This is a genomic window from Microbispora sp. H10670, assembly GCF_014161385.1.
Taxonomy (GTDB): Bacteria; Actinomycetota; Actinomycetes; order Streptosporangiales; family Streptosporangiaceae; genus Microbispora; species Microbispora triticiradicis.
Genome location: NZ_JABBWW010000001.1, coordinates 391,229 through 413,048 on the forward strand (window position 1 = coordinate 391,229; position 21,820 = coordinate 413,048).

The window sequence follows — 21,820 nt, forward strand, 5'->3', positions numbered from 1 at the left end:
ATCCCGGCGGATCAGCGGTGGGCCGCGAGGTCGGCCCGCCGCCCGCCGATCCACTCACGGAGCGGCGGCCCCCAGGTGAGCTGGACGAGCCGCAGGGCGAACAGCCCGAGGACGGACACCTCGGCGGTCAGCAGCAGCCGCTCCACCAGGCCGATCATGACGCCGTGGCCGGGCAGCGCCACGTAGGTGATGGCGGCGAGGCCGAGGCCGGAGGCGAGCGCGAGCCATTCGAGCGGCCGGGCGACGGCCTGCCACCGCTCGTCCTGGCCGAGCCGGCCCACGAGCTGGATCGCGGCGGCGGGCACGCTCACGAAGGCGGCCGCCGACAGGAGTCCGTGCAGGTCGCCCTGCCAGCTCGTGTCCGACGGGATGACCGCCGCGCCGATGAGGGAGGCGCTCCACAGGCCGATCAGGCGGGCGGGCCAGCCGTCCACGGGCGCGTGCACGGCGCGCATCCCGGCCAGCAGGGCGAGGGAGGCCAGGCCGAGGACGGCCATGGCGGTCTCGATCACGCCGCCGGCGTCGCGCGCCGCGTACTGGCTGATCGTCATGGAGACGGGGTCCAGCGAGGGCTCCCCGCCCACCTGCGCCGCCACGACGGTGACGACGGCGAGCAGGATGCCACCGCCGGCGAGCAGGGGATAGATCCTCTTGGCCATACCTTGAGGATCCCGCGTACGGCCCGTTTCTAACATCCGGGACAACGCGTACATCACCCCGATAGGGGGTCAGGGTCGTCTCAGGGTGGGGTCTCCGGGGTCACGTGGACCCCACCCCGGACGTCTACTCCTGCGCGCCTCTACTCCTGCGCCGCCTCGTGGTAGCGCTCGCGCAGGCCGGGAGTGGGGTCGCCCTCGTACCGCTCGGTGCCGCCCGACTCCCAGTGGGGCGGCTCCGGCTCGCCGGACAGCAGCCAGGCGGCCTGCTTGGCGGCGCCGTCCGCGACGTACTCCCCGGGGGTGGGGACGAGCACCGGACGCCCGAACACGCTGGGCGCGATCCGGCGCACCGCCTCCGAGCGGGCGCCGCCGCCGATGAGCAGCACCCTGGCCGGCTCGACGCCGAGCGCGTCCAGCGCGTCGGCGAGCCCGCACAGCATGCCCTCGACCGCGGCCCGGGCCAGATGCTCGGGGCTGGAGTTGGACAGGCGCAGCCCGTGCAGGGAACCGGTCGCGTCGGGCCGGTTGGGGGTGCGCTCTCCCTCCAGGTACGGCACGAGCACCAGCCCGCCGGAGCCCGCGGGCGCCCGCAGGGCCAGATCGCTCAGGCCCTGGGGGGTGACCCCGAGCATCCGGGCCGCCGCGTCCAGCACCCGCGCCGCGTTCAGCGTGCAGACCAGCGGGAGGTACCGCCCGGTGGCGTCGGCGAACCCGGCGACCAGCCCGGCCGCGTCCGCGGACGGGGTCTCCGAACAGGCGAACGCCGTCCCCGACGTGCCGATGGACACCACCACGTCACCGGGCCGCATGCCGACGCCGAGCGCCGCCGCCATGTTGTCGCCGGTGCCGGGCGCGAGCAGCGCGCCGCCGTGCTCGGCCGTACCGGCCTGTTCGGCCGGGCCGAGCACGCGGGGCAGTTCCGGCACCCGGCCCATGGCGAGTTCCAGCAGGTCGGTGCGGTACTCGCCGGTGGCGGGCGACCAGTATCCGGTGCCGGAGGCGTCTCCCCGGTCGGTCGCGATCGTGTCCGGCCGCCCGGCGAGGCGCCAGGTGAGCCAGTCGTGCGGCAGGCAGACCGACCGCGTACGGCGGGCGTTGTCCGGCTCCTCGCGGGCGAGCCAGCGGAGCTTGGTCACCGTGAACGACGCCACCGGCACGCTGCCGACGGCCTCGGCCCACGCCTTCGGGCCGCCCAGCTCGGCGACCAGGTCGGCCGCGGCCCCGGCGGACCGGGTGTCGTTCCACAGCAGCGCGGGCCGGACCACCTCGCCGTTCTCGTCGAGGCAGACCATGCCGTGCTGCTGTGCCCCCACGCTGACGGCGGCGACGTCCGCCAGGCCGCCCGCCTGCTCGATCGCACCCTGCAGGGCGGTCCACCAGTGGTCGGGATGGACCTCCGTGCCCTCCGGGTGGGGGGCGCGGCCCTCGCGCACGAGGGCCCCGCTCTCCGCGTCCCGGATCACGACCTTGCAGCTCTGGGTCGACGAGTCGACCCCTGCCACGAGCGTCACAGTCGTCCCCTCACTCTGTCTTCCGGCCGGGCGGTCAGCCGCGGACGCCGAGGAGGTGCTCCAGCGCGAGCTGGTTCAGCCGGGTGAAGTGGAAGCCGCGGGCGGCCACCTCGTCGACGTCGATCGACTCGGCGAGGACGTCGTCGTAGGTCTCGCCCTCGGCCAGGGTCGGCTGGGCCAGCTCGGTGAGCTTGCTGGCGGCCAGCGCCTCCTGCACCTCGGGGTCGGCGCGGAAGGCCTTCGACTTCTCCTTGAAGATGAGGTAGGTCCGCATGTTCGCGGCCGCCGACTCCCAGACGTCTTCCTTGTCCTCGGTGCGCAGCGGCTTGTAGTCGAAGTGGCGCGGGCCGTCGTAGCCGCCGTTCTCCAGCAGGTCGACCAGGAAGAACGCGCTCTTCACGTCGCCGTGGCCGAAGACGAGGTCCTGGTCGTACTTCGGGCCGTGCTGGCCGTTGAGGTCGATGTGGAACAGCTTGCCGTGCCACAGCGCCTGGGCGATGCCGTGGACGAAGTTCATCCCGGCCATCTGCTCGTGGCCGACCTCGGGGTTGAGGCCCACCATCTCGGGGTGCTCCAGCGAGTTGATGAAGGCCAGGGCGTGGCCGATCGTCGGCAGCAGGATGTCGCCGCGCGGCTCGTTCGGCTTGGGCTCGACCGCGAACCGGATGTCGTAACCCTTGTCGATCACGTACTGGCACAGGAGGTCGAAGCCCTCCTTGTAGCGGTCGAGCGCGACCCGCACGTCCTTGGCGGCGTCGGACTCGGCGCCCTCACGGCCGCCCCAGCACACGTACGTCGTGGCCCCGAGCTCGGCGGCGAGGTCGATGTTGCGGATGACCTTGCGAAGGGCGTACCGCCGGACGTCGCGGTCGTTGCTGGTGAACCCGCCGTCCTTGAAGATCGGGTGGGTGAACAGGTTGGTGGTGGCCATCGGCACCTTCATGCCGGTGTCGGCCAGCGCCTTCTTGAGGTTCTCGACCGCCTTGGCCCGGTCCGGCTCCACCGCGAGGAGGTCGTCGTCGTGGAAGGTCACACCGTACGCGCCGAGCTCGGCCAGGCGGTGGACGCTCTCGACCGGGTCCAGCGGGGCCCGGGTGGCGTCGCCGAACGGGTCGCGCGCCTGCCAGCCGACGGTCCACAGCCCGAACGTGAAACGGTCCTCGGGAGTGGGGGTGTACATGAGTCGCCTCCGAATTAGTCTATGTTGTGGACTAAATATCCGACGTGGCGGGCTCCGGGTCAAGAGGGCGTGTCCAGGTTCTCAACCCCCGATAGTGGAGGGTGTGATGTCGCAGGCCGTACGACACGACGCGATGCGCGCCCGGAATCTGGCGCTCGTACTGGGTGAGGTCGGCGCACGCGGCGCGGTGACGCGCGCCGCTCTCGCCGAGATAACGGGCCTCACCAAGACGACCGTCTCCAAGCTGGTCGGAGACCTCATCGAGGGCGGGCTGGTGGTGGAGACCGGCGCCGTCCGGGACGGCGAGCGGGGCAGGCCCGGCGTCGAGATCCGGATCAGCGGGCGCCACGTGGCCGCCCTCGGCCTGGAGGTCAACGTCGACTACCTGGCCGTGTGCGTGGTCGACCTCGCCCGGACCGTGCGGCTGCGCCGTACACAGGCTGTGGACAACCGCGCCGCACTCCCTGTGGACAGCATCGCGCGACTTGGGGATCTGGCCGCGAACGTTGTGGACGAGGCTGTGGAGAAGGGCCTCCGGGTGGTCGGCGGGGTGCTGGCCGTGCCCGGCCCTGTGGACAGGGCCACCGGCGACGTCCGGAACGCTCCCAACCTGGGCTGGCGCGACGTCCCGCTGGCGTCGCTCCTCCAGCACTTCCCCTTCCCCGTACGCGTCGAGAACGAGGCGAACCTGGCCGCGCTCGGTGAACTGTGGTTCGGATCGGGACTGCCCGATTTCCTGCACGTTTCAGGGGAGATCGGCATCGGCGCCGGACTCGTCGTCCGCGGCCGGCTCTTCCGGGGGGCGCACGGCTTCGCCGGCGAGCTCGGGCATGTCGTGGTCGCGCCCGACGGGCCGCAGTGCCGCTGTGGCGGCCGGGGATGCCTCGAACAGTACGCCGGGCAGGACGCGCTGCTGGCCGCCGCCGGGGGCGTCCGCGGCCAGCTGGGCGTCGCGCAGGTGGCCCAGCGCCTGCGGGAGGGCGACGAGAGGGCGCGGGCGGCCTGCGAGCGGGCGGCGTGGGCGCTCGGGGTGGCCCTGTCGTCGGCGATCAACCTCGTGGACCCCGGCGCCATCGTCCTCGGCGGGATCTACGCGCCGCTCTTCCGCTGGATCGGCGACGTGGTCGGGGACACGCTGCGGGCCCGCCTCGGCCAGATGCGCGGCACCGTGCCACCGGTGATCGTGTCGCGGCTCGGCGCGGAGGCGGCCGCCCTCGGCGCGGCCGGCCAGGTGATCGAGCAGGTCATGGCCGACCCCGCCGCTCTTTTACACACCTGAGCTAGACTTACTTGAGAGCTCAAGTAACGGGAGGGCGTCATGCCGGTCCAGCGACTCAACCACGCGGTTCTCTATGTGCGGGACGTCGACCGCAGTGTGGCCTTCTACCGGGAGGCTCTGGGCTTCCGCGTCGTCAACGCGCTTCCCGGGGCGGCGTTCCTGCAGGCCGAGGGGTCGTCGAACGACCACGACCTCGGGCTCTTCCAGATCGGCGCGCAGGCGGGGCCGTCGTCGGCGGGCCGGGCGACGGTGGGGCTCTACCACCTCGCGTGGGAGGTCGACACGCTCGCCGAACTCGACCGCGTCGCGACCCGGCTGGCGGCGATGGACGCCCTGGTCGGCGCGTCCGACCACGCCACCACCAAGGCCCTCTACGCGAAGGACCCCGACGGACTGGAGTTCGAGGTCTCCTGGCTCGTGCCCGCCGACCTGATCACCGACGAACTCCTGGCCGGACGCACCACGATCAGGCCGCTCGACCTGGCCGCGGAGCTGGAGCGATACGGTGCGCACACGCGCGGCGGGGTCGGCGTCAGCGTCTGACCCGGAACCTGACCGAAACGCCTACATTCGGCAGGCCAAAAGGGCTAAATGTAACGGGTTTGTCTTCATTGACCGACCTATCCATACCACTTATCGCGAATCCCCTCCCTCACCCCCTCGTCCGGCTCTAGCATGATCGCGGTCTGCACCGGTACGGCGAGGGGACAGGACGAGTCGTGGACGACGAGGCCCAGCGCGAGGCCGCCGCGAGAGCGGCCCGAATCGACACGAGCAAGCCGAGCATCGCCCGTGTCTACGACTTCTTCCTCGGCGGCAAGGACAACTTCGCCATCGACCGCCAGATCGGGGAGGCGACCCTGAAGATCGCGCCGGACGCCCCCGCGGCCGGCCGGTCGAACCGGGCCTTCCTCCGGCGCGTCGTCCACCATCTGGCTGCCGAGGCGGGCATCCGGCAGTTCCTCGACATCGGCTCCGGCCTGCCCACCCAGGGCAACGTGCACCAGGTCGCCCAGGCGGCCGCTCCCGAGTCGCGGGTCGTCTACGTCGACAACGACCCCATCGTGCTCGTCCACGGCCGGGCGCTGCTCGCCACGAACGGGAGCACCACGGTCATCGAGGCCGACATCCGCGACCCGGAGTCGATCCTGAACCACCCCGGGGTGCGCGACCTCATCGACTTCACGCAGCCGGTGGCCCTGCTGCTGTTCGCGATCCTGCACCACCTCAACGACGACGAGGACCCCCACGCGATCGCCGCCCGCTTCCGGGACGTCCTGCCGTCCGGCAGCTATATGGCGCTGTCCCACTTCCACAACCCGGGCCCGTCCATGCCCGAGGTCTCGGCCCAGGCGACCACCGCCGAGAAGCTGTTCAACGAGAACCTCGGCACCGGCCGGTGGCGCACGCACGACGAGATCGTCGCGTACTTCGGCGACATGGAACTCCTGGAGCCCGGCGTGGTCCCGCTCGCGGAGTGGCGGCCGGACCCCGGCGAGCCGGTGGACCGCGGAATCACCTATCACACGTTCGTCGGTGGCCTGGCCCGCAAGCACTGAGATCGTCCCGGCCGAATAAACGTGAGTTAGGTCACTGTCCCCGCGCCGGGCCGTACGGGTATCAGTGCAGGCGGCGTCACGTCCGGCGACGGACGGGCGGCCGCCCTGGTCCCCGTACGGCCGGCGGCTCGGTTGACACCGGTCGGTGGGGACGGTGATGCTCGGAGGTGGCTGCCCCTCTACAGGAAGGCGGCACCGCATGATGACCGTCAATGGGTCGTTCGAATCCACTCGCAACAAGAATCTGCTCTACACGGACTCGCAAATCAGCATCCGCACCTCCGTGGACGGGTCCGTCCGCCTGATCGGCCAGATCGATCTCACCAACGGCGACGCCATCGCCGGCGCTCTCAACAAGGCCTGGACGAAGTCCGACGCGCAGGGCGTGGACGTCGCCGAACTGAGGTTCATCGACCTCTACGGCCTGCGCGCCCTGGCCGTGCTGTCCGACTCGCCGGTCGGCCACCCCATCCAGCTCAACAACGTGCGGCCCGCGCTGCGCAAGCTGCTGCTCATGCTGGACTGGCCCGCCTTCACGATGGCCTGAGCCGGTCGGCCCCTGCCCCTCTGCGCGTTTCCGCCTGCGCGTTTCCGCCGTCGCCGATGGAGGAAAGTAACGGAGGACGGTCGTCCGGCCGTTTTGCCGTCATTCGTGAGTTGCCCCCGACTCTCGCGAGGAGGGGTGATGATCCTCACTCAGGGGCTCACGACATCGGTGGCCCTCTTGCGGAGCGTGCTGCCCGAACCACTCCGCGAACTGCTGCCGTGCACCCGTGAGGTGCGCCTCTGCCCGGGAGGGCTGCGCATCGGCCTGCACGGCATCGGCCGGCCGGGCTCCGAGGAGGCCGCCACGCGGCTGGAGACGCGGCTGGGCGAGGTCGCGGGCGTGGAACGGGCGGAGGTCAACGGCCGCATCTCCTGCGTCTTCGTCGCCTGCGACCCCGAGCTGACCGACCGGGACGAGCTCCTGAGGCTCACCGCCGAACTCGACTCGCTGGAGGAGCACGCCCGCGAGACCCCCGTCCACCTCGCCCACGAGCACCTGCGGGCGACCGTACGGCTGGGCGCGGGCCTGGCCGGGATCGGGTGGGTCTTCCTCGCCAGGGCGGTGCGGGTGCCCCGGCTCCCCGCCGCCGTGCCCTCGCTGGTGCAGCTCGTCAACGCGACGCCCGCGCTCCGCGAGGAGCTCGACCGGCGCCTCGGCCGGCGTCCCGCCGATGTCCTGTTCACGACGGCCAACCTGGTCACCCAGACGCTCACGCTCCGCCCGGCGGGACTGCTGGTGCACGCGGCGGCCTCGTTCGGCCGCTACGTGGAGACCAAGGCGGGCCGGTACGCCTGGAAGGACCTGGAGGAACGGCTGGCCGAGCGGCCGGGCGCCTACCACCACGTCAGGGCGGGGTCGCGGCCCCGGCCCTGCCCTCTCCCGCACGGCCCGATCGAGCGGTACGCCGACGTGGTCGGCCCGATCAGCGCCGCGGGCTACACGGCGGCCCGGTTCCTCACGCGGGGCGAGCGGGCGGTGTCCGTGCTCGTCTCGGCCACCCCGCGGGCCGCCGACCTCGGCCGGGAGGCGTTCTCCGGCGCCGTCCTCCGCGCGCTCGGCAAACACGACACCGTCGTCTTCGACGCCGACTCCCTGCGCAGGATGGACCGCGTCGACACCGTGATCCTCGACGCCGCCGCCCTCACGACCGGCTCGTGGACGATCGACCGGGTCGAGCCTCTGGTGGACGGACTCGACACCGACGAGCTGTACTCCCGGCTCTACTCCCTCATCGACTTCGCCGACCCCGGGCACATACGGAACGGGGACGGGTGGTCCGCGCGGCCGCTGCCGGACCCCGCGGGGCTCGTTCCCGGCGGCGACGGCTGGCGGAGCCGGGGACTGCGGGCCGTGGAGGTGGCCAGGGACGGCGCCCGGGTCGCCGTCGCCGGTCTCGCCCCGGAGATCGACGCCCTGGCCGTGCCTGTCGTCAGCGCGGCCAAGGGGGCCGGCACCGTCTTCCTCGCGGGCGGCGACGAGGGCCTGGCACGGCGTCTCGCCATCTCCCGGATGCTGCCCGGCGGCGCCGAGCTCGCCGGGCGCGTCTACGAGCTTCAGGCGGAGGGCCACTGCGTGGTCGTCGTGTCCGGGGGCGCCCGGCACGCGCTGGCCCAGGCCGACGTCGGCCTCGGGGTCGTGGATCCGAAGGGGATCGTGCCGTGGGACGCCGACGTCGCCGGGGAGCTGCACGGCGTCCACCTGTTCCTGCGCTGCCTGCCCCGCGCGCGCCGCACCAGCGCGAACGCCGTACGGCTCGGGGCCGCGGGCGCGGTCGTCGGCACCCTGCTCGCCGTCGCGGGCCCGGCCGGCACGGCCCTGCGGCGGGCGCAGATCGCGGGCGCCGCCGTCTCCGGGGCCGCCATCGCGCTCGGCGAGTGGGCCGGGCGCGGCGCGGGCCGGATCCCTGTCCCGCCCCGCGCCGACACCACCCCGTGGCACGCCATGTCCGCCCGGGAGGTCCTCTCCCGGCTCGACTCCTCGCCACAGGGCATCGCCGGGCAGGAGGCGGAGCAGCGGCGCGCGCAGGCCGCGCCCGAGGAGGAGGAACGGCCGCACTCGCTGACCCGGGCCACCGTGGAGGAGCTCGCCAACCCGCTCACGCCCGCCCTCGCCACCGGTGCGGGCATCTCCGCCATGGTCGGCTCGATGCTGGACGCCGTGCTGATCGGCGGTGTCATGATCGTGAACGCGTTCCTCGGCGGGGTGCAGCGGTTCAAGGCCGACCAGGCGCTGCACCGCCTGACCGAGTCGACCGAGGTCCTCGTACGGCTGCGCCGGCCCGAAGGGGTGGTCGAGGCCTCCAAGGACGACCTCGCCCCCGGCGACGTCATCGAGCTGCGCGCGGGCGACGCCGTGCCCGCCGACGCCCGCGTCATCAAGGCGGTCGGGCTGGAGCTCGACGAGTCCAGCCTCACCGGGGAGTCCCAGCTGGTCGCCAAGACCGCCGCGCCGACCATGGCGGCGGCCGTCGCCGACCGCGTCTCGATGGTCTACCAGGGGACGACGGTCGCGGCCGGCAGCGGCCGGGCGGTGATCGTCGCGACCGGCGACCTGACGGAGGCCGGGCGCAGCGCCCGCCTCGCCGGCGAGCCCGGCCCGCCGACCGGTGTCGAGCTGCGCCTGCGGGAGCTGAGCCGGCGGATCCTCCCGCTCTCGATCGCCTCGGGGCTGGTGCTGCTCGTGACCGACCTCCTGCGCGGCCGGTCCCTCGCCCAGGCGCTGACCCCCGCCGTCAGCCTGACGGTCGCCGCCGTGCCCGAAGGGCTGCCGTTCGTGGCGACCGTGGCGGAGCTGGCCGCCGCCCGGCGGCTGTCCAGGCGGGCCGCCCTGGTGCGCAACCCGTCCACGATCGAGGCCCTGGGCCGGGTCGGCGTGCTGTGCTTCGACAAGACGGGCACGCTGACCGAGGGCCGGATCAGCCTGCGTCACATCTCCGACGGACGCGCGGGCCGCCCGGTCGAGGCGGCGGACGCGGACGTCGCGTTGCGGCGCGTCCTCGCCGCGGCCGTGCGGGCGAGCCCCCGGTCCGGCGCCGGGCGGGTGATCGCCCACCCGACCGACCGCGCCGTGCTGGAGGGCGCCCACCGGCTGGAGGTCATCCCCGAGGAGGGGTTCGAACGCTGGGAACGCGTGGACGAGATGCCGTTCGAGCCCGGCCGGGGATACCACGCCGTGCTCGGCCGCACCGAGCACGGCCATCTGCTCAGCGTGAAGGGCGCCCCCGAGGTCGTGCTCACCCACTGCACCACGGTCCACCGCGAGACCGGTGCGGTGCCCTGCGACGAGTCCGTACGGCTGGAGCTGGAGCAGGAGGTGGAGCGGCTGGCCCGGCAGGGTTACCGGGTGCTCGCCGTCGCGCAGCGGCCCGCGTCCGACCGGAGCGACCTGGACGAGTCGCGCATCGAGGAGCTGTGCTTCCTCGGCTTCCTGGGCCTGGCCGACCCGGTCAGACCCACGGCCGCGCAGAGCGTCGGCCGCCTCATGCGGGCCGGGGTCAGGGTCGTCATGGTTACCGGCGACCACCCCAGCACCGCCGAGGCGATCGCGGTCGAGCTGAACGCGCTGAACGGCGGGCGGGTGATGACCGGCCCGGCCCTGGACGAGCTCGACGACGAGACGCTGACCAAGGTGCTGCCCGAGGTGTCGGTCTTCGCCCGGGCCACCCCCGCCCACAAGGCCAGGATCGTCACCTGCCTGCGCCGGGCCGGAGAGGTCGTCGCCGTCACCGGCGACGGCGCGAACGACGCGCCCGCCATCCGCACCGCCGACGTCGGCATCGCTCTGGGCTCGCGGGCCACCCCCGCCGCCCGGGCCGCCGCCGACCTCGTCGTGACCGACGACCGCATCGAGACGATCGTGGACGCCATCGTCGAGGGCCGGGCGATGTGGAGCTCGGTGCGCGACTCGCTGAGCATCCTCCTCGGCGGCAACATCGGCGAGATCGCCTACACCGTGGGGTCCTCCCTGCTCGCCGGTGGCAGCGCGCTCAACGCCCGGCAGCTCCTGCTGGTCAACCTCCTCACGGACATGGTGCCGGCCATGGTGGTCGCCGTACGGCCGCCGGCCTCGACCGACCCGGAGAGACTGCTCGCCGAGGGCCCCGAGGCGTCGCTGGGCGCGTCGCTGACCCGCGACATCTACCTGCGGGCCGCGGTGACGGCGGGCGCGGCCACGGTCGCGTGGCTCGCCGGCCGCCTCAGCGGCACCCGCACGCGGGCGAACACGATCGGTCTCGTCGCGCTCGTGTCGGCCCAGCTCATGCAGACGATGGTGGAGGGCGGGTCGGACCGGGTGATCGCGCTGGCCGCCCTGTCGTCGCTCGCCGTCCTGGGGTTCATCGTCACGGTGCCGGGGGTCAGCACCGTCTTCGGGTGCCGACCCCTCGGACCGGTGGGCTGGGTCATCGGCCTCAGCAGCGCCGCGGCCGCCACCTTCGTGGGCGTGCTCGCAGGGCGACCGGCCGTACGGTGATCAGGGGCGGGCCGCCTCCGCCTGCCGTACGGACGTGCGCGTGGGCGTCGCCCCGGCGGCGGGGTCGCCGGGCCACCAGAAACGGTCGCCCAGAAGCGTGACCAGCGCGGGGACGAGCACGCTGCGCACGAGAACCGTGTCGAGCAGCACGCCGAAGCCGACGATCACCCCGATCTGGGTGAGCGTGATCAGCGGCAGCACGCCGAGCACGGAGAACACCGCCGCGAGCAGGACCCCGGCGCTCGTGATGACCCCGCCGGTCACCGCGAGGGCGGTGACCACCCCCTCGCGGGTGCCCTGCTCCGCCGCCTCCTCCCTGGCCCGGGTGGCGAGGAAGATGTTGTAGTCGATCCCCAGCGCCACGAGGAACAGGAAACTCAGCAGCGGGACGTCGAGGTCGAGCGCCGGGAAGCCGAACAGGTGCCTGAAGGCGAACCAGCCCGCCCCGAAGCTCGCCCCGAAGCTCGCGATCACGGTCAGCACCAGCGTCACCGCCGCGACCACCGAGCGGAGCAGGGCGAGCAGGACGAGCAGCACCACTGCCAGCACGAGCGGCATGATCAGCTTCTGGTCGCGCGCGGCCGCGTCGCGTTCGTCCAGGTCGACGGCCGGCTGCCCGCCGACGACGGCCTGCGCGTCGGGCACGGCGTGCACCGCGGCGCGCAGCGCGCGGACCGCCGAGAAGGCGGCCTCCGTGCCCGGTTCCGCCCGTAGCACCACGTCGGCCCGGGCGTACTCGGCGGTCCGGTCGCCCGGCGTGACCCGCACTACCCCGGGCACCCGCGAGGCGGCGGCCTCGACCTCTTCGGCCGCGGAGGCGCGGGAGATCAGCACGAGCGGCTGCGCGCTCCCGGCCGGGAAGGCGCGGCCGAGCGTCTCCTGCCCCGCGATGGCCTCCACCTTCTCCCGGAACTGCTCCGTCTGCGACAGGCCGACCTTCAGCCCGGCGACGCCCAGGCCCAGCACGGCCAGCACGGCCACGCTCACCGCGGTCATCAGGGCGGGCCGCCGCGACACCGCGCCGCCCACGCGCGCCCAGACCCCGTCGCGGGCCGGGTCCGGCTGCCCCGTCTTCGGGGCGAACGGCCAGAACAGCCCCCGGCCGAACAGCACGAGCGCGGCGGGCAGGACCAGCAGGGCGTAGCAGACGGCGGTCACGATGCCGATCGCCCCGGCCAGCCCGATGCCGCGTACGGCCGGCGAGTCCGCGAGGACCAGCGTCACCAGGGCGAGCGTGACCGTCGCCGAGCTGGCCAGGACGGCCGGGGCCGCCGAGCGGACGGCCCGCGCCATGGCCAGGTGCCGGTCGTCGTGGACGCGAAGCTGCTCCCGGTAGCGGGCGATGAGCAGCAACGCGTAGTTGGTGCCCGCGCCGAACACCAGCACGGAGGTGATGCCCAGGGTCGAGTCGTCCACGGTCAGCCCGGCCGTGCGGGTGAGCACGGCGACGATCTTGGCCGCGACCTGGTCGGCGACGCCGATGACACTGAGGGGGACCAGCCACAGCCACGGGCTGCGATAGGTGATCAGCAGCAGGAGCGCGACGACCGACGCGGTGACCGCCAGCAGGGTGAGGTTCGCGCCGTCGAACACCGCCGCGAGGTCGACCTTGAACCCGGCCGGGCCGGTGACCTGCGCCCGCGCCCCTGCGGGCAGGCCTGCCGCGGCCTCCTCTCTGACCTTCCGTACGGCGTCGGTGAGATCCGCGAGCGGCAGTGCGCCGCGCAGCGGCACGCTCAGCAGCGCCACGTCGCCCTTGTCCGAGTAGACGGGCGGCGGCACCCGCCCGCCCGCCGCCAGCGCGGTGAGCCGCCGCGCGTCCGCGTCGATCGACGCCCGGTCCTGCGGAGACAGCCCGCCGTCACGGCTGTAGACGACCAGGGCCGGCGCGAGCTGGCCGCTCGGCAGCCGCTGCTGCAGCCGGGCCACCGTGGCCGACTCCGCGCCCCTGGGCAGCGCGGCGGCCGGGTCGGTGTTCACCTTCGACGCGCCGCCGAGCGCCAGGGCCAGACCGGAGACGACGACCGCCAGGACGACCGCGAGCCACTTGCCCCGGGGACCCCAGAGCGCCGCCCATCCACTAGTATCTGCTCGCCTCATCCGCCATCTCTTTCCATGGTGAAATATTTTAGACGGTGGAATATTTCTACCGTGGAAAGATTAGGTGGAGCCGGGGGTGGTTGGCAACGCGGGAGGTGGTGCGTGTGGCCGAGGAGACCATCGATCCCTTCGAGCTGATGAACCTGATGCGACGTCTCAACGTCGAGGTGGACCGGTTCGCCGAGCAGTTCGCCGTCGACCACGGACTGCACCGCACGGACCTCGACGCGCTCACCGTGATCATGGACGCCTCACGTGAGGGGCGGCCGCTGACCCCCGGGGCACTGGGCGCGGCGCTCAACCTGAGCGCGCCCGCCACCAGCGCCCTGATCAACCGGCTTGAGCAGGCCGGCCATCTCACGCGGCATCGGAGCACCGGCGACCGGCGCAAGGTGGAACTCGCCATGCACGAGCAGGCGGCGGCCCTCGCGGGCCGGTTCTTCGCACCGCTCGGACGGCGGATGTCGGCGGCGCTCGAAGAGTTCACCCCCGAGGAGCGCCGGGTCATCGGACGCTTCCTCGGCCGGAGCATCGAGGCCACCGTCGCGGCCCGGCAGGAGACGGGGGCGCCCGAGAAGGGCGCGTGAGAGGGCGCCTCTCGCGCTGGAGCGTACGTCAGCGGCGGCGGTGCGCCCTGCCGCCGTGGTGATGCTTCCTACCCTGGTGCCGCCGCGCCGCGTGGGCGCGCGGCCGGTGGGTGCGCGGCTTGTCCGTCACCTTGAACTTCTGGAAGCCGAAGTCGGGCAGCGCGATCGGCTTGGAGGGGTCGTCCGAGATCGGGACGACCACCACGTCGTGCCGCACGCCGTCCTTGCCCTTCAGGTGGTAGACGGCCTGCTCGGGCTGGCCGGCCTGGCTGGACTGTCCGGTGAAGGAAGCGGGCGCGACGACCGGCACGGTGGCCGGCCCGGTGGCCGGTGCGTACGCCGGGCTGTAACCGGTGCCGTCCCCGGTGTTGTCGTCCGGGCCTGAGGGGCCGTATCCGGGGTCGCCGACCACCGTGTCGGGCTGTTGCGCCGGCGCCTCCCCGCCCGTCCTGTCAGCGGTGGTGCCGCCGTTGGCGCCGGAGAGGGCCGCGGACGGCCCGGGGTCGGCCGACGTGGCCGGTCCGGCGATCAGCGTCGCGGCGAGAGCGGCGGCGGCCGAGAACATGATCATGAGTCTCCCCCGAGGTCACGGATCCCTACGAGGAAGACGGTAGGCAGCGCGTCCGCGCCGATCACGCCGCCCACGCCCAATGTCGGGTCAAGCCTGGCGAGCCCGCCAGTCCGTGCCCGTCAATCCATATCCGTCAGTCCATGCCCCGCCGTCCGGGAGCCCAGAAGGGCTTCATCACGATGTCTCCGCGCGACCAGCCGCGTTCCCGGACGAGATGGTCGCGCACCGCCTGGCAGTCACGGACCTGCCCGGCCAGGTAGGCGACGCCCGGCGTGGCGGGGAGGTCCAGCGAGCGGATCGCGCCGACGAGATCGGCCGGCCGGTAGGACCAGCCGAGGCGGTCGGCCCGCTCCAGGGGAAGACGGTCCCCGGGGCTCTCCGCGGAGATCGCGCCGTACACGGTCGCGGCCGGAGGCAGGGCGCGCAGCATCGCCCCGAACGCGCCGGCCGCGGTCTCGTCTCCGGCGAAGAGGTGGTACGGCGCGTCCGCGCGCACGACGAACCTGCCCTGCGGGGCGAGGAACGCGACCGGATCGGCGACGCGCACCTCCCTCGACCACAGCGCTCCCGGCCCCGCCGAGGGGTGGTCGAGGACGCACAGGTCGAGATGCCCGTCGGGCGAGTACTGCCAGATCGAGTAGGTGCGCAGCAGCCCACGCAGCCACGAGCGCGGCGAGCGCGGGTCGCCCACCCATACCCGGATGTGGTTGCCCGGTTTCCAGGTGAGGCCGCGCAGGCCGGGCCCGGCGATGCGAACGCGGCGCATGCGCTCGGCGACCTGCTCGATCTCCGCGACGGTGCCGTGCAGGAAGAGGCTCATGGCGCGGCCTCCCGACTTGAGTTCATGGGGTCAACAGTGCCGGTTGAGGTGCACCTGAAGTCAAGCGGGCAGGCGTCGCCGGCCCACCGGCAGCTCAGGCCAGTGGGCTGAGATGGACGACCTTGGTGTGGGTCATCTCGTCGAGCAGCTCGGGGCCGTAGCCGAAACCGTGCCCGCTGCCGCGCAGCGGCTGCGCGGCGCCGCCCGGCGCCCCGCCGAACACGGCGTTGATCTTCACGGTGCCCACCGGCAGCTCCCGCCAGGCCCGCTGGGCGTTGGCCATCGACGGCGTCAGGACCGTGGCGGCGAGGCCGTACCGCGACTCGCGGGCCAGCTCCAGCGCCTCGTCGAACGACCCGGCCACCCGCACCGCCGCGACCGGGCCGAACGTCTCCTCCCACATGACGTCCATGTTCTCGGTGCAGTCGGCCAGGACGGTCGGCGGATAGAAGGCCCCGGGACCCTCGGGGACGTACCCGCCGGTCAGCAGCCGCGCACCGGCCTCGATCGCGCCGCGCACGTGCCGGTCCACGATGTCGCGCTGCGCCCGGTCGACCAGCGGCCCGAGGGTGGTCTCCTCGTTCAGGCCGGGGCCCATGCGCAGCTCCTCGGCCCGCTGCACGAGTGCCGCGAGGAACTCCTCGGCGACGTCCCGGTGGACGTAGACGCGCTCGGCCGAGGTGCAGATCTGCCCGGCGTTGGCGAAGCAGCCGGTCGCGGCCTGTCCCGCCGCCCACTTCGCGTCCACTCCGGCGTCCACGATCAGCGGGTCCTTGCCGCCGTTCTCCAGCAGGGTCTTCGCGCCGGTGCGCGCGGCGACCGCGGCGATGGCGCGGCCCGCGGCGGTCGAGCCGACGTGCGCGACGAGGTCGATCCCCGGATGCGCGGCCAGCGCCTCCCCCGCGTGCCGGTCGCCCGGCACCATGGTCAGCACGCCCGGCGGCAGCTCCTCCGCCATCAGCCCGGCGAGCAGCGCCCCCGTGTGGGGCGTGCGCTCGGACGGCTTGTGGACGACGGTGTTGCCGGTCACGACGGCCGCCCCGACGAGCCCGCAGGCGATGGCCACCGGGTCGTTCCACGGCGTGATCACCGCCACGACGCCGCGCGGCTCGTGCACCATGAGGTCGGTGGCGTCCCAGCCGCCCTGCAGGCTGCGCCCCCGGTGCAGCGGCCCCAGCTCGGCGTACTGCCTGAGCGTGCCGGCGCCGGCCGCCACGCCGCCGCGGCTGTCGCCGATCGGCTTGCCCATCTCCCTGGTCACCAGTTCGGCGAGCTCGTCCGCGCGGGCCTCGATCCGGTCGGCGATCCGGTGCAGGCACGCCGCCCGTTCGGCGGGCGCCGTACGGGCCCAGGCCGCCTGGGCGCGGCGGGCCGAGTCGACGGCGCGCTCCACGTCCTCGGCGCAGCCTGCGGGGAAGTCGCCCAGCGGCTCCCCGGTCGCGGGGTCGGCGACCGTGCGGTCACGTTCGCTCGCGCTCGCCGTCCACTCCCCGTCGGTCAGCACCCAGCGATCCCTGTCCCGCACCCCGGTCTCCTCCCGTGACTCGTGCGACGTGGTCGCTCTACCCCCCGGTGCGTACGGTTATCACCACGGTTCCCGGACTTCCCGTCAGCGCACCTCCAGGCCGAGCGACGTGGCGACGACGATCGCCTGATGCGGGTCGACGATGGCGCCCGCGATCTCGGCCGTGCGCGGATCGAGCGCGGACAGGTCGCTGCCGCGCAGGTCGCAGCGGGAGAAGTCGGCCCGGTGCAGCCACGCGCCGGACAGGTCCACCCCGCGGATCGTCGCCCCGGCGCAGTTGGCTCCGGTCAGGTCGGCCTCGCGCATCCGCACGCCGGTCAGGGACGCGCGGCGCAGGTCCGCGCCCGGCAGGGCGGTCAGCGACCAGTCGCCGCCCTCCACCTTCATGAGGTCGTGGCCGCAGCGCTCGAAGACGCTGCCGACGAGCTTGCACCCCGTGAAGGTGGCGTCGAAGAACGAGCACCGGACGAACGTGCAGCTCACGAATGCCGAGTCGGTGTGCGTGGACACGTTGAACCGCACGTCCCGGAAGACGCACTCGAAGAACTCAGCGCCCCGGCTCGACGCCTCGGTCATGTCGACGTCGGTGAACTCCACCCTGCGGTGGCTCTCCCCCGACAGGTCCCGGCTGTCCCAGTCCTCGGACTCGACCGTGCTCTCCGTGGGCGGAGCCTGTCTGCCGTACGCGCGCTCAACCACTGCGGCCCCCACTGCGGCCCCTCTGACAACACATGCGCCGACCGTATCGCCCGGTCCCGACAGTTACTTGATCGTTATGGTCTCGGACGCACAAACCCGGCTTTTCATACGTTCCAAGAGAGTGCAAATCGCAGTGAAACCCTCTTTGAGGAGTAGACCGTGAACATCCTCCGGCGGGCGGCCCACGTCACACTGACCGTCGCCGCCATCGCCGTCGCAACGGCCTGCTCGGCGGAAGGCACAGCCCCACAGACCGAAGCAGCACAGACCGCGGCCACACAGACCGCGGCCACACGGACTCCGGCCGCGCAGGCCACCGAAGCCACCGGAACCGCCGCCGGGCTCGCGCCGCACGCGGCGTCCAGGACGGCGCGCAGGGCGGGCAAGCCGAAGCTGGGCATCGCCGACATCACGCCGATGGGCGAGAAGGTCGAGCGGGTCGGCGTCGGGTTCCCGATCATCGTCACCTTCGACCGGGCCGTACGCGACCGGGCGGCCGCGGAGTCCGTGCTGCTGGTCCAGGCCGAGAAGCCGGTCGAGGGCGCGTGGCGCTGGGTCTCCGACCGCAAGGTCGTCTACCGGACCAAGACGTACTGGAAGCCGCACCAGAAGGTGCTCTTCAAGGCCCTGCTGAGCCGGATCCCCGGCAACGAGGCCGCCAAGGACGTCTCGCGCCGCTTCGCGGTCGGCACCGCCAACATCGCGGTCGTCGACACGAAGAAGCACGTGATGAAGGTCCGCCGCGACGGCAAGCTCGCCAAGACGATCCCGATCAGCGCGGGCCGCGGCGGCCTGGTCAAGAACGGCGTGGACGTCTACCTGACGACCAGCGGCGTCCACCTGGCCATGGGCAAGAAGCGGGTCGAGACGATGACCTCGTCCTGGCTCGGCGTCACCGACCCGAAGGACCCGCTCTACTACAAGCTGGAGATCCCCTGGGCGGTCCGGATCTCCGACAGCGGCGAGTACGTCCACCAGAGCGCGGGCGACTACCAGTTCCTCGGCAAGTCGAACCAGAGCCACGGCTGCGTGCGGGCCACCCCCGCCGGGGCCAAGTGGTTCTACGGCATCAGCCAGCGCGGCGACGTCGTCCAGGTCACCGGCACCAAGCGCAAGCTCGACTGGCGCAACGGCTGGAGCTACTGGCAGCTGAACTGGACCCAGTGGAAGCGCGGCAGCGCCCTGCCGGCCGGTTCCCCGGCCCCCTCCGCGTCCCCCTCCCCGACCTCGGGCGGCCTGGAGGGGTGACGCACCCCAGGTGGCCTGTCGGCCACTGAGAGCCGCGTGAGAGCCGTGTGGGAGACTCCACACCTGTGACTCCCGCCCTCGACCTCGCCGGAATCTTCGTCTTCGCCCTTTCCGGCGCGCTGCAGGGCGTACGCAAACGGCTCGACGTGGTCGGCATGGCGGTGCTGGCGTTCTTCACCGCCGTCGGCGGCGGGATCACGCGTGACCTGTTCATCGGCGTGCAGCCCGCCGCCTTCCGGGACACCGGATATCTCCTCGTGCCGATCGCGGCCACCGCCATCGCCTTCTTCTGGCATCCGCAGGTCGAGCGGGCGATGCCCGGCGTGCTGGTCTTCGACGCGGCGGGCCTCGGCCTGTTCTGCGCGGTCGGCACCGCCAAGGCGCTGGCGTACGGCCTCTCGCCGCTGCACGCCGTGCTGCTCGGCGTCTGCACCGCGGTCGGCGGCGGTGTCATCCGCGACGTCCTGTCCGGCGAGATGCCGACCCTGCTCTACGACCGCCAGCTCTACGCCGTGCCTGCGATGCTCGGCTCGACGGCGATGGCCGTCCTGTACGCGCTGGACATCCGCGGATTCGCCGCCACCCTCTCCTCGGCCGTGCTCGCCTTCGCGCTCCGCATCCTCGCCATGCGGTACGGCTGGCGCGCTCCCCTCGCCCGGGGCGTCGGCGGACCGGTCTGAGCCGCCCTGACGCCGGCCTCACGCGCCCGGCCGCTTAAATCCAGATTTATCACTATTAAGTGATTTCGCATGCCCGGGCACCCCGGGAAAAAGTCGCGGAAGGCGGCCGACGGGTGCTTTGATGAGTCGCGGGAAAAAGAACACCGAAGGAATTCCGAAGAAATGCCGACCTGAGGGCATGGACATGCTCAGGACTCTTCTCCTGCCGACGGCCGCCCTGCTCGGCGCCGGCGACCCGCGTCCGGGCGACGACTCGCACGCGCTCGGCCTGGACGACGATTGCTGACATTTCTCCCGCGACTTGCCGGACAACCAGAAAGCCCCCCGAAATGACGTTCACATTCCAAGACGTACGCTCGCAGACGTACAAGGCGCGAGACGCCTGGTGGACCGTGTTCCTGGTGGATCCCCTGGCCGGCCGGCTGGTCGTCGGAACCGCCAACCGCACGTCCGTCACCCCCAACCAGATCACCTGGGGCGCGTTCGCCCTCGGCCTCGGGTCGGCCTGGTGCTTCCTGCGGGCGGAGTGGCCGTGGCTGGTCGCGGGGGCCGTGCTCTACCACCTGAGCTTCGTCCTCGACTGCATGGACGGGAAGATCGCCCGGCTCAAGGGGACGGGCACCGTCCTCGGCGGCTGGCTCGACTACGTCTTCGACCGCATCAGGGTGCTGACCTGCACCGTCGCGCTGGTGTGGGGGCAGTACCGCGTGACCGGCGAGGACGTCTACCCGCTGCTGGGCATCACGGTGGTGTTCCTCGACATGCTCCGCTACGTCGACGCCCTGCAGATCGCGAAGGTCCGCCGGGAGATGCGGCGCAGAGTGCGGAGGGCCTACTGCGAGTCGTCCGGCGGCCCCGCGCCCCTTCCGCGGGCGCTGCTGCGCGAGGACCCCGAGGACGACCCGGACGAGATCAGGGTCCGCCTGGCCGCGGCCGTGGACCTGCAGGAGGAGTTCCGCACCCGTTTCTCCTGGTATCCGCGGCTGCGTGAGTGGCTTCGCGCGCACCGGGTCCGTACCCATCTGATGAGCGGCATCGAGTTCCAGATGGCGGTGTTCATCGTCGGGCCCATGACGGGCGCGATCGTACCGGTGACCATCGGCGCGGCGGCCCTGCTGCTGCTGTTCGAGGCCGCGATCATGTACAAGCTCCTGCTGTCGTCACGCGACCTGTCCCGCGTGCTCGCCGTGATCCGCGCCTCCGGATGACGCCGCGTCGTGACCGGCAGAGACGCCGATAGAGACGCCGGTAGAGAGGCGGGCGCGGCGGGTAGCGGTGGGGACATGACCGAACGCGACGAATCCCGTGAGGACCTCCCTGCCCGGCCCGATCCGGGCCACCGCCGGCCACCCGGTCTCGACGACGTCACCGTCGACGCGCTGGGCAGGCTCAGCAAGGCGCTGGAGACGATCCACCGCGCCAGGGGCCACCTGTACGCCTTCCACCAGCTCACCGGCACGGCGGACTTCGAGCTGGACGACGCCGTACGGCTGCTGCGCCAGGCCGGGCACGACAAGTGGGCCGACCGGATCGAACGCGAGCTCATCGGCCGCAACGTCCTCCAGGGGCGCTGGACCTTCCAGATCGTGGAGGAGTACGACGACGGCTACTACACGCTCTTCCAGGAGCTGGAGCGGCAGGCGCGTGACGAGCTGGCCGGCGGCCGCCGCCATCTCTTCGAGGCGGAGCTCAAACAGCAGCGCCGCACCCCCGGGCAGCCCGGCCACGAGACGATGCCGTGAGGCGAACGGCGGCGCGGGCGACCGGCGGAGCGCCGGTTATCCTGCGGGGAGGATGCCGACCGTACCGTGCGAGACCGTGCGAGGTGAGGCCGTGACGGACCGCAGACCCCTCGGGACGAGCTTCGAGTCGTGGATCGACCGGCAGATCCGCGAGGCCGCCGAGCGCGGGGAGTTCGACAACCTGCCCGGCGCCGGCAAGCCCATCCCCGGCGCGGGCGAGCCGTACGACGAGATGTGGTGGATCAAGCAGAAGATGCGGGCGGAGAACCTGTCGTTCCCGCTGCCGGAGACGCTGGCGCTGCGCAAGGAGGCCGAGGAGGCCAGGGCGGCGGCGCTGGGCGCGCGGACCGAGACCGAGGCGCGCCGGATCGCCGGGGAGATGAACGACAGGATCCGCCAGAGCTACCGCAGGCCCCTGTCGGGCCCACCGGTCGTGCAGCCGCTCATCGACGTGGACGAGGTCGCCGCCGAATGGCGGGCCGCCCGCCCGGTCGCCGATCGGGCCGCCGAGACGGAACCCGCTCCCCCGCCCGCCCCGGCCAGGCGCTCCTTCCTCCGCCGCCTGTGGCGCCATTGAACACCTGACGAAAGTCGGGTGAGAGACCTTCCGATCGTCCGCTGTGCCGCCCCCTTGAGGGCTCCT

General features: G+C 72.7%; 19 protein-coding genes. 11 read left to right on the plus strand and 8 right to left on the minus strand.

Going from position 1 to position 21,820, the window contains the following annotated elements; genetic code table 11:
- Positions 1 to 11: 11 nt before the first annotated feature.
- From HHX33_RS01855 to xylA, 3 genes are all read right to left on the minus strand, one after another.
- The gene (locus HHX33_RS01855) at positions 12 to 659 is read right to left on the minus strand and encodes a DUF998 domain-containing protein (RefSeq protein WP_182873011.1); all 648 of its coding nucleotides are present in this window, start codon (positions 657 to 659) and stop codon (positions 12 to 14) included.
- Between the two features lie 140 nt (positions 660 to 799).
- A complete protein-coding gene (xylB, locus tag HHX33_RS01860) occupies positions 800 to 2,170 on the minus strand; it encodes a xylulokinase (protein ID WP_182873012.1) in 1,371 nt (456 codons plus the stop codon).
- Positions 2,171 to 2,204: 34 nt separating this feature from the next.
- Complete coding sequence (gene xylA / locus HHX33_RS01865; RefSeq protein WP_182873013.1) at positions 2,205 to 3,350, minus strand: xylose isomerase; 1,146 nt, start codon at positions 3,348 to 3,350, stop codon at positions 2,205 to 2,207.
- Positions 3,351 to 3,483: 133 nt separating this feature from the next.
- Here xylA and HHX33_RS01870 point away from each other — a divergent pair, with 133 nt between their 5' ends.
- The 5 genes from HHX33_RS01870 (at position 3,484) to HHX33_RS01890 (ending at position 11,205) form a co-directional block, all read left to right on the plus strand.
- Complete coding sequence (locus HHX33_RS01870) at positions 3,484 to 4,629, plus strand: ROK family transcriptional regulator (protein WP_244301667.1); 1,146 nt, start codon at positions 3,484 to 3,486, stop codon at positions 4,627 to 4,629.
- Between the two features lie 39 nt (positions 4,630 to 4,668).
- Positions 4,669 to 5,172 (plus strand): VOC family protein, encoded by a 504-nt coding sequence (locus HHX33_RS01875; protein WP_111700334.1) that lies wholly within the window; start codon positions 4,669 to 4,671, stop codon positions 5,170 to 5,172.
- Positions 5,173 to 5,348: 176 nt separating this feature from the next.
- The gene (locus HHX33_RS01880; RefSeq protein WP_182873014.1) at positions 5,349 to 6,188 is read left to right on the plus strand and encodes an SAM-dependent methyltransferase; all 840 of its coding nucleotides are present in this window, start codon (positions 5,349 to 5,351) and stop codon (positions 6,186 to 6,188) included.
- Positions 6,189 to 6,387: 199 nt separating this feature from the next.
- Positions 6,388 to 6,735: an STAS domain-containing protein gene (locus HHX33_RS01885; RefSeq protein WP_182873015.1), complete on the plus strand. Its 348-nt coding sequence runs from the start codon at positions 6,388 to 6,390 to the stop codon at positions 6,733 to 6,735.
- 138 nt (positions 6,736 to 6,873) lie between these two features.
- Complete coding sequence (locus tag HHX33_RS01890) at positions 6,874 to 11,205, plus strand: cation-translocating P-type ATPase (RefSeq protein WP_182873016.1); 4,332 nt, start codon at positions 6,874 to 6,876, stop codon at positions 11,203 to 11,205.
- On the opposite strand, the gene HHX33_RS01895 is transcribed toward HHX33_RS01890, so the two are convergent.
- Positions 11,206 to 13,305, minus strand: coding sequence for an MMPL family transporter (locus HHX33_RS01895; RefSeq protein ID WP_182873017.1), 2,100 nt, complete (start codon positions 13,303 to 13,305; stop codon positions 11,206 to 11,208).
- A 104-nt stretch (positions 13,306 to 13,409) separates the two neighbouring features.
- Here HHX33_RS01895 and HHX33_RS01900 point away from each other — a divergent pair, with 104 nt between their 5' ends.
- Positions 13,410 to 13,892: a MarR family winged helix-turn-helix transcriptional regulator gene (locus HHX33_RS01900; RefSeq protein ID WP_220501374.1), complete on the plus strand. Its 483-nt coding sequence runs from the start codon at positions 13,410 to 13,412 to the stop codon at positions 13,890 to 13,892.
- A gap of 28 nt (positions 13,893 to 13,920) precedes the next feature.
- On the opposite strand, the gene HHX33_RS01905 is transcribed toward HHX33_RS01900, so the two are convergent.
- From HHX33_RS01905 to HHX33_RS01920, 4 genes are all read right to left on the minus strand, one after another.
- A complete protein-coding gene (locus HHX33_RS01905; protein WP_182873018.1) occupies positions 13,921 to 14,463 on the minus strand; it encodes a hypothetical protein in 543 nt (180 codons plus the stop codon).
- Between the two features lie 133 nt (positions 14,464 to 14,596).
- Positions 14,597 to 15,283: a siderophore-interacting protein gene (locus HHX33_RS01910; protein WP_182873019.1), complete on the minus strand. Its 687-nt coding sequence runs from the start codon at positions 15,281 to 15,283 to the stop codon at positions 14,597 to 14,599.
- 94 nt (positions 15,284 to 15,377) lie between these two features.
- Entirely contained in the window at positions 15,378 to 16,808 is a 1,431-nt protein-coding gene (locus HHX33_RS01915) for an aldehyde dehydrogenase family protein (RefSeq protein WP_220499367.1), read from the minus strand.
- 84 nt (positions 16,809 to 16,892) lie between these two features.
- The gene (locus tag HHX33_RS01920; protein ID WP_182873020.1) at positions 16,893 to 17,507 is read right to left on the minus strand and encodes a pentapeptide repeat-containing protein; all 615 of its coding nucleotides are present in this window, start codon (positions 17,505 to 17,507) and stop codon (positions 16,893 to 16,895) included.
- A 159-nt stretch (positions 17,508 to 17,666) separates the two neighbouring features.
- Here HHX33_RS01920 and HHX33_RS01925 point away from each other — a divergent pair, with 159 nt between their 5' ends.
- The 5 genes from HHX33_RS01925 (at position 17,667) to HHX33_RS01945 (ending at position 21,754) form a co-directional block, all read left to right on the plus strand.
- Positions 17,667 to 18,755, plus strand: coding sequence for a L,D-transpeptidase (locus HHX33_RS01925; RefSeq protein ID WP_182873021.1), 1,089 nt, complete (start codon positions 17,667 to 17,669; stop codon positions 18,753 to 18,755).
- Positions 18,756 to 18,820: 65 nt separating this feature from the next.
- Positions 18,821 to 19,435, plus strand: coding sequence for a trimeric intracellular cation channel family protein (locus HHX33_RS37005; protein ID WP_138459579.1), 615 nt, complete (start codon positions 18,821 to 18,823; stop codon positions 19,433 to 19,435).
- 329 nt (positions 19,436 to 19,764) lie between these two features.
- On the plus strand, positions 19,765 to 20,643 hold the full coding sequence (locus tag HHX33_RS01935) for a CDP-alcohol phosphatidyltransferase family protein (RefSeq protein WP_182873022.1): 879 nt from the start codon (positions 19,765 to 19,767) through the stop codon (positions 20,641 to 20,643).
- Positions 20,644 to 20,718: 75 nt separating this feature from the next.
- Positions 20,719 to 21,177, plus strand: a complete 459-nt coding sequence (locus HHX33_RS01940) for a hypothetical protein (protein ID WP_117409234.1) — start codon at positions 20,719 to 20,721, stop codon at positions 21,175 to 21,177.
- A 91-nt stretch (positions 21,178 to 21,268) separates the two neighbouring features.
- Positions 21,269 to 21,754: a DUF1992 domain-containing protein gene (locus tag HHX33_RS01945; RefSeq protein WP_182873023.1), complete on the plus strand. Its 486-nt coding sequence runs from the start codon at positions 21,269 to 21,271 to the stop codon at positions 21,752 to 21,754.
- Positions 21,755 to 21,820 lie beyond the last annotated feature (66 nt).

Coding starts and splice junctions, on each gene's coding strand:
- HHX33_RS01855 (WP_182873011.1), bottom strand. CDS start 659: ATGGCCAAGAGGATCTATCCCCTGCTCGCCGGCGGTGGCATCCTGCTC.
- xylA (WP_182873013.1), bottom strand. CDS start 3,350: ATGTACACCCCCACTCCCGAGGACCGTTTCACGTTCGGGCTGTGGACC.
- HHX33_RS01870 (WP_244301667.1), top strand. CDS start 3,484: ATGCGCGCCCGGAATCTGGCGCTCGTACTGGGTGAGGTCGGCGCACGC.
- HHX33_RS01875 (WP_111700334.1), top strand. CDS start 4,669: ATGCCGGTCCAGCGACTCAACCACGCGGTTCTCTATGTGCGGGACGTC.
- HHX33_RS01885 (WP_182873015.1), top strand. CDS start 6,388: ATGATGACCGTCAATGGGTCGTTCGAATCCACTCGCAACAAGAATCTG.
- HHX33_RS01890 (WP_182873016.1), top strand. CDS start 6,874: ATGATCCTCACTCAGGGGCTCACGACATCGGTGGCCCTCTTGCGGAGC.
- HHX33_RS01895 (WP_182873017.1), bottom strand. CDS start 13,305: ATGAGGCGAGCAGATACTAGTGGATGGGCGGCGCTCTGGGGTCCCCGG.
- HHX33_RS01905 (WP_182873018.1), bottom strand. CDS start 14,463: ATGATCATGTTCTCGGCCGCCGCCGCTCTCGCCGCGACGCTGATCGCC.
- HHX33_RS01910 (WP_182873019.1), bottom strand. CDS start 15,283: ATGAGCCTCTTCCTGCACGGCACCGTCGCGGAGATCGAGCAGGTCGCC.
- HHX33_RS01935 (WP_182873022.1), top strand. CDS start 19,765: ATGACGTTCACATTCCAAGACGTACGCTCGCAGACGTACAAGGCGCGA.
- HHX33_RS01940 (WP_117409234.1), top strand. CDS start 20,719: ATGACCGAACGCGACGAATCCCGTGAGGACCTCCCTGCCCGGCCCGAT.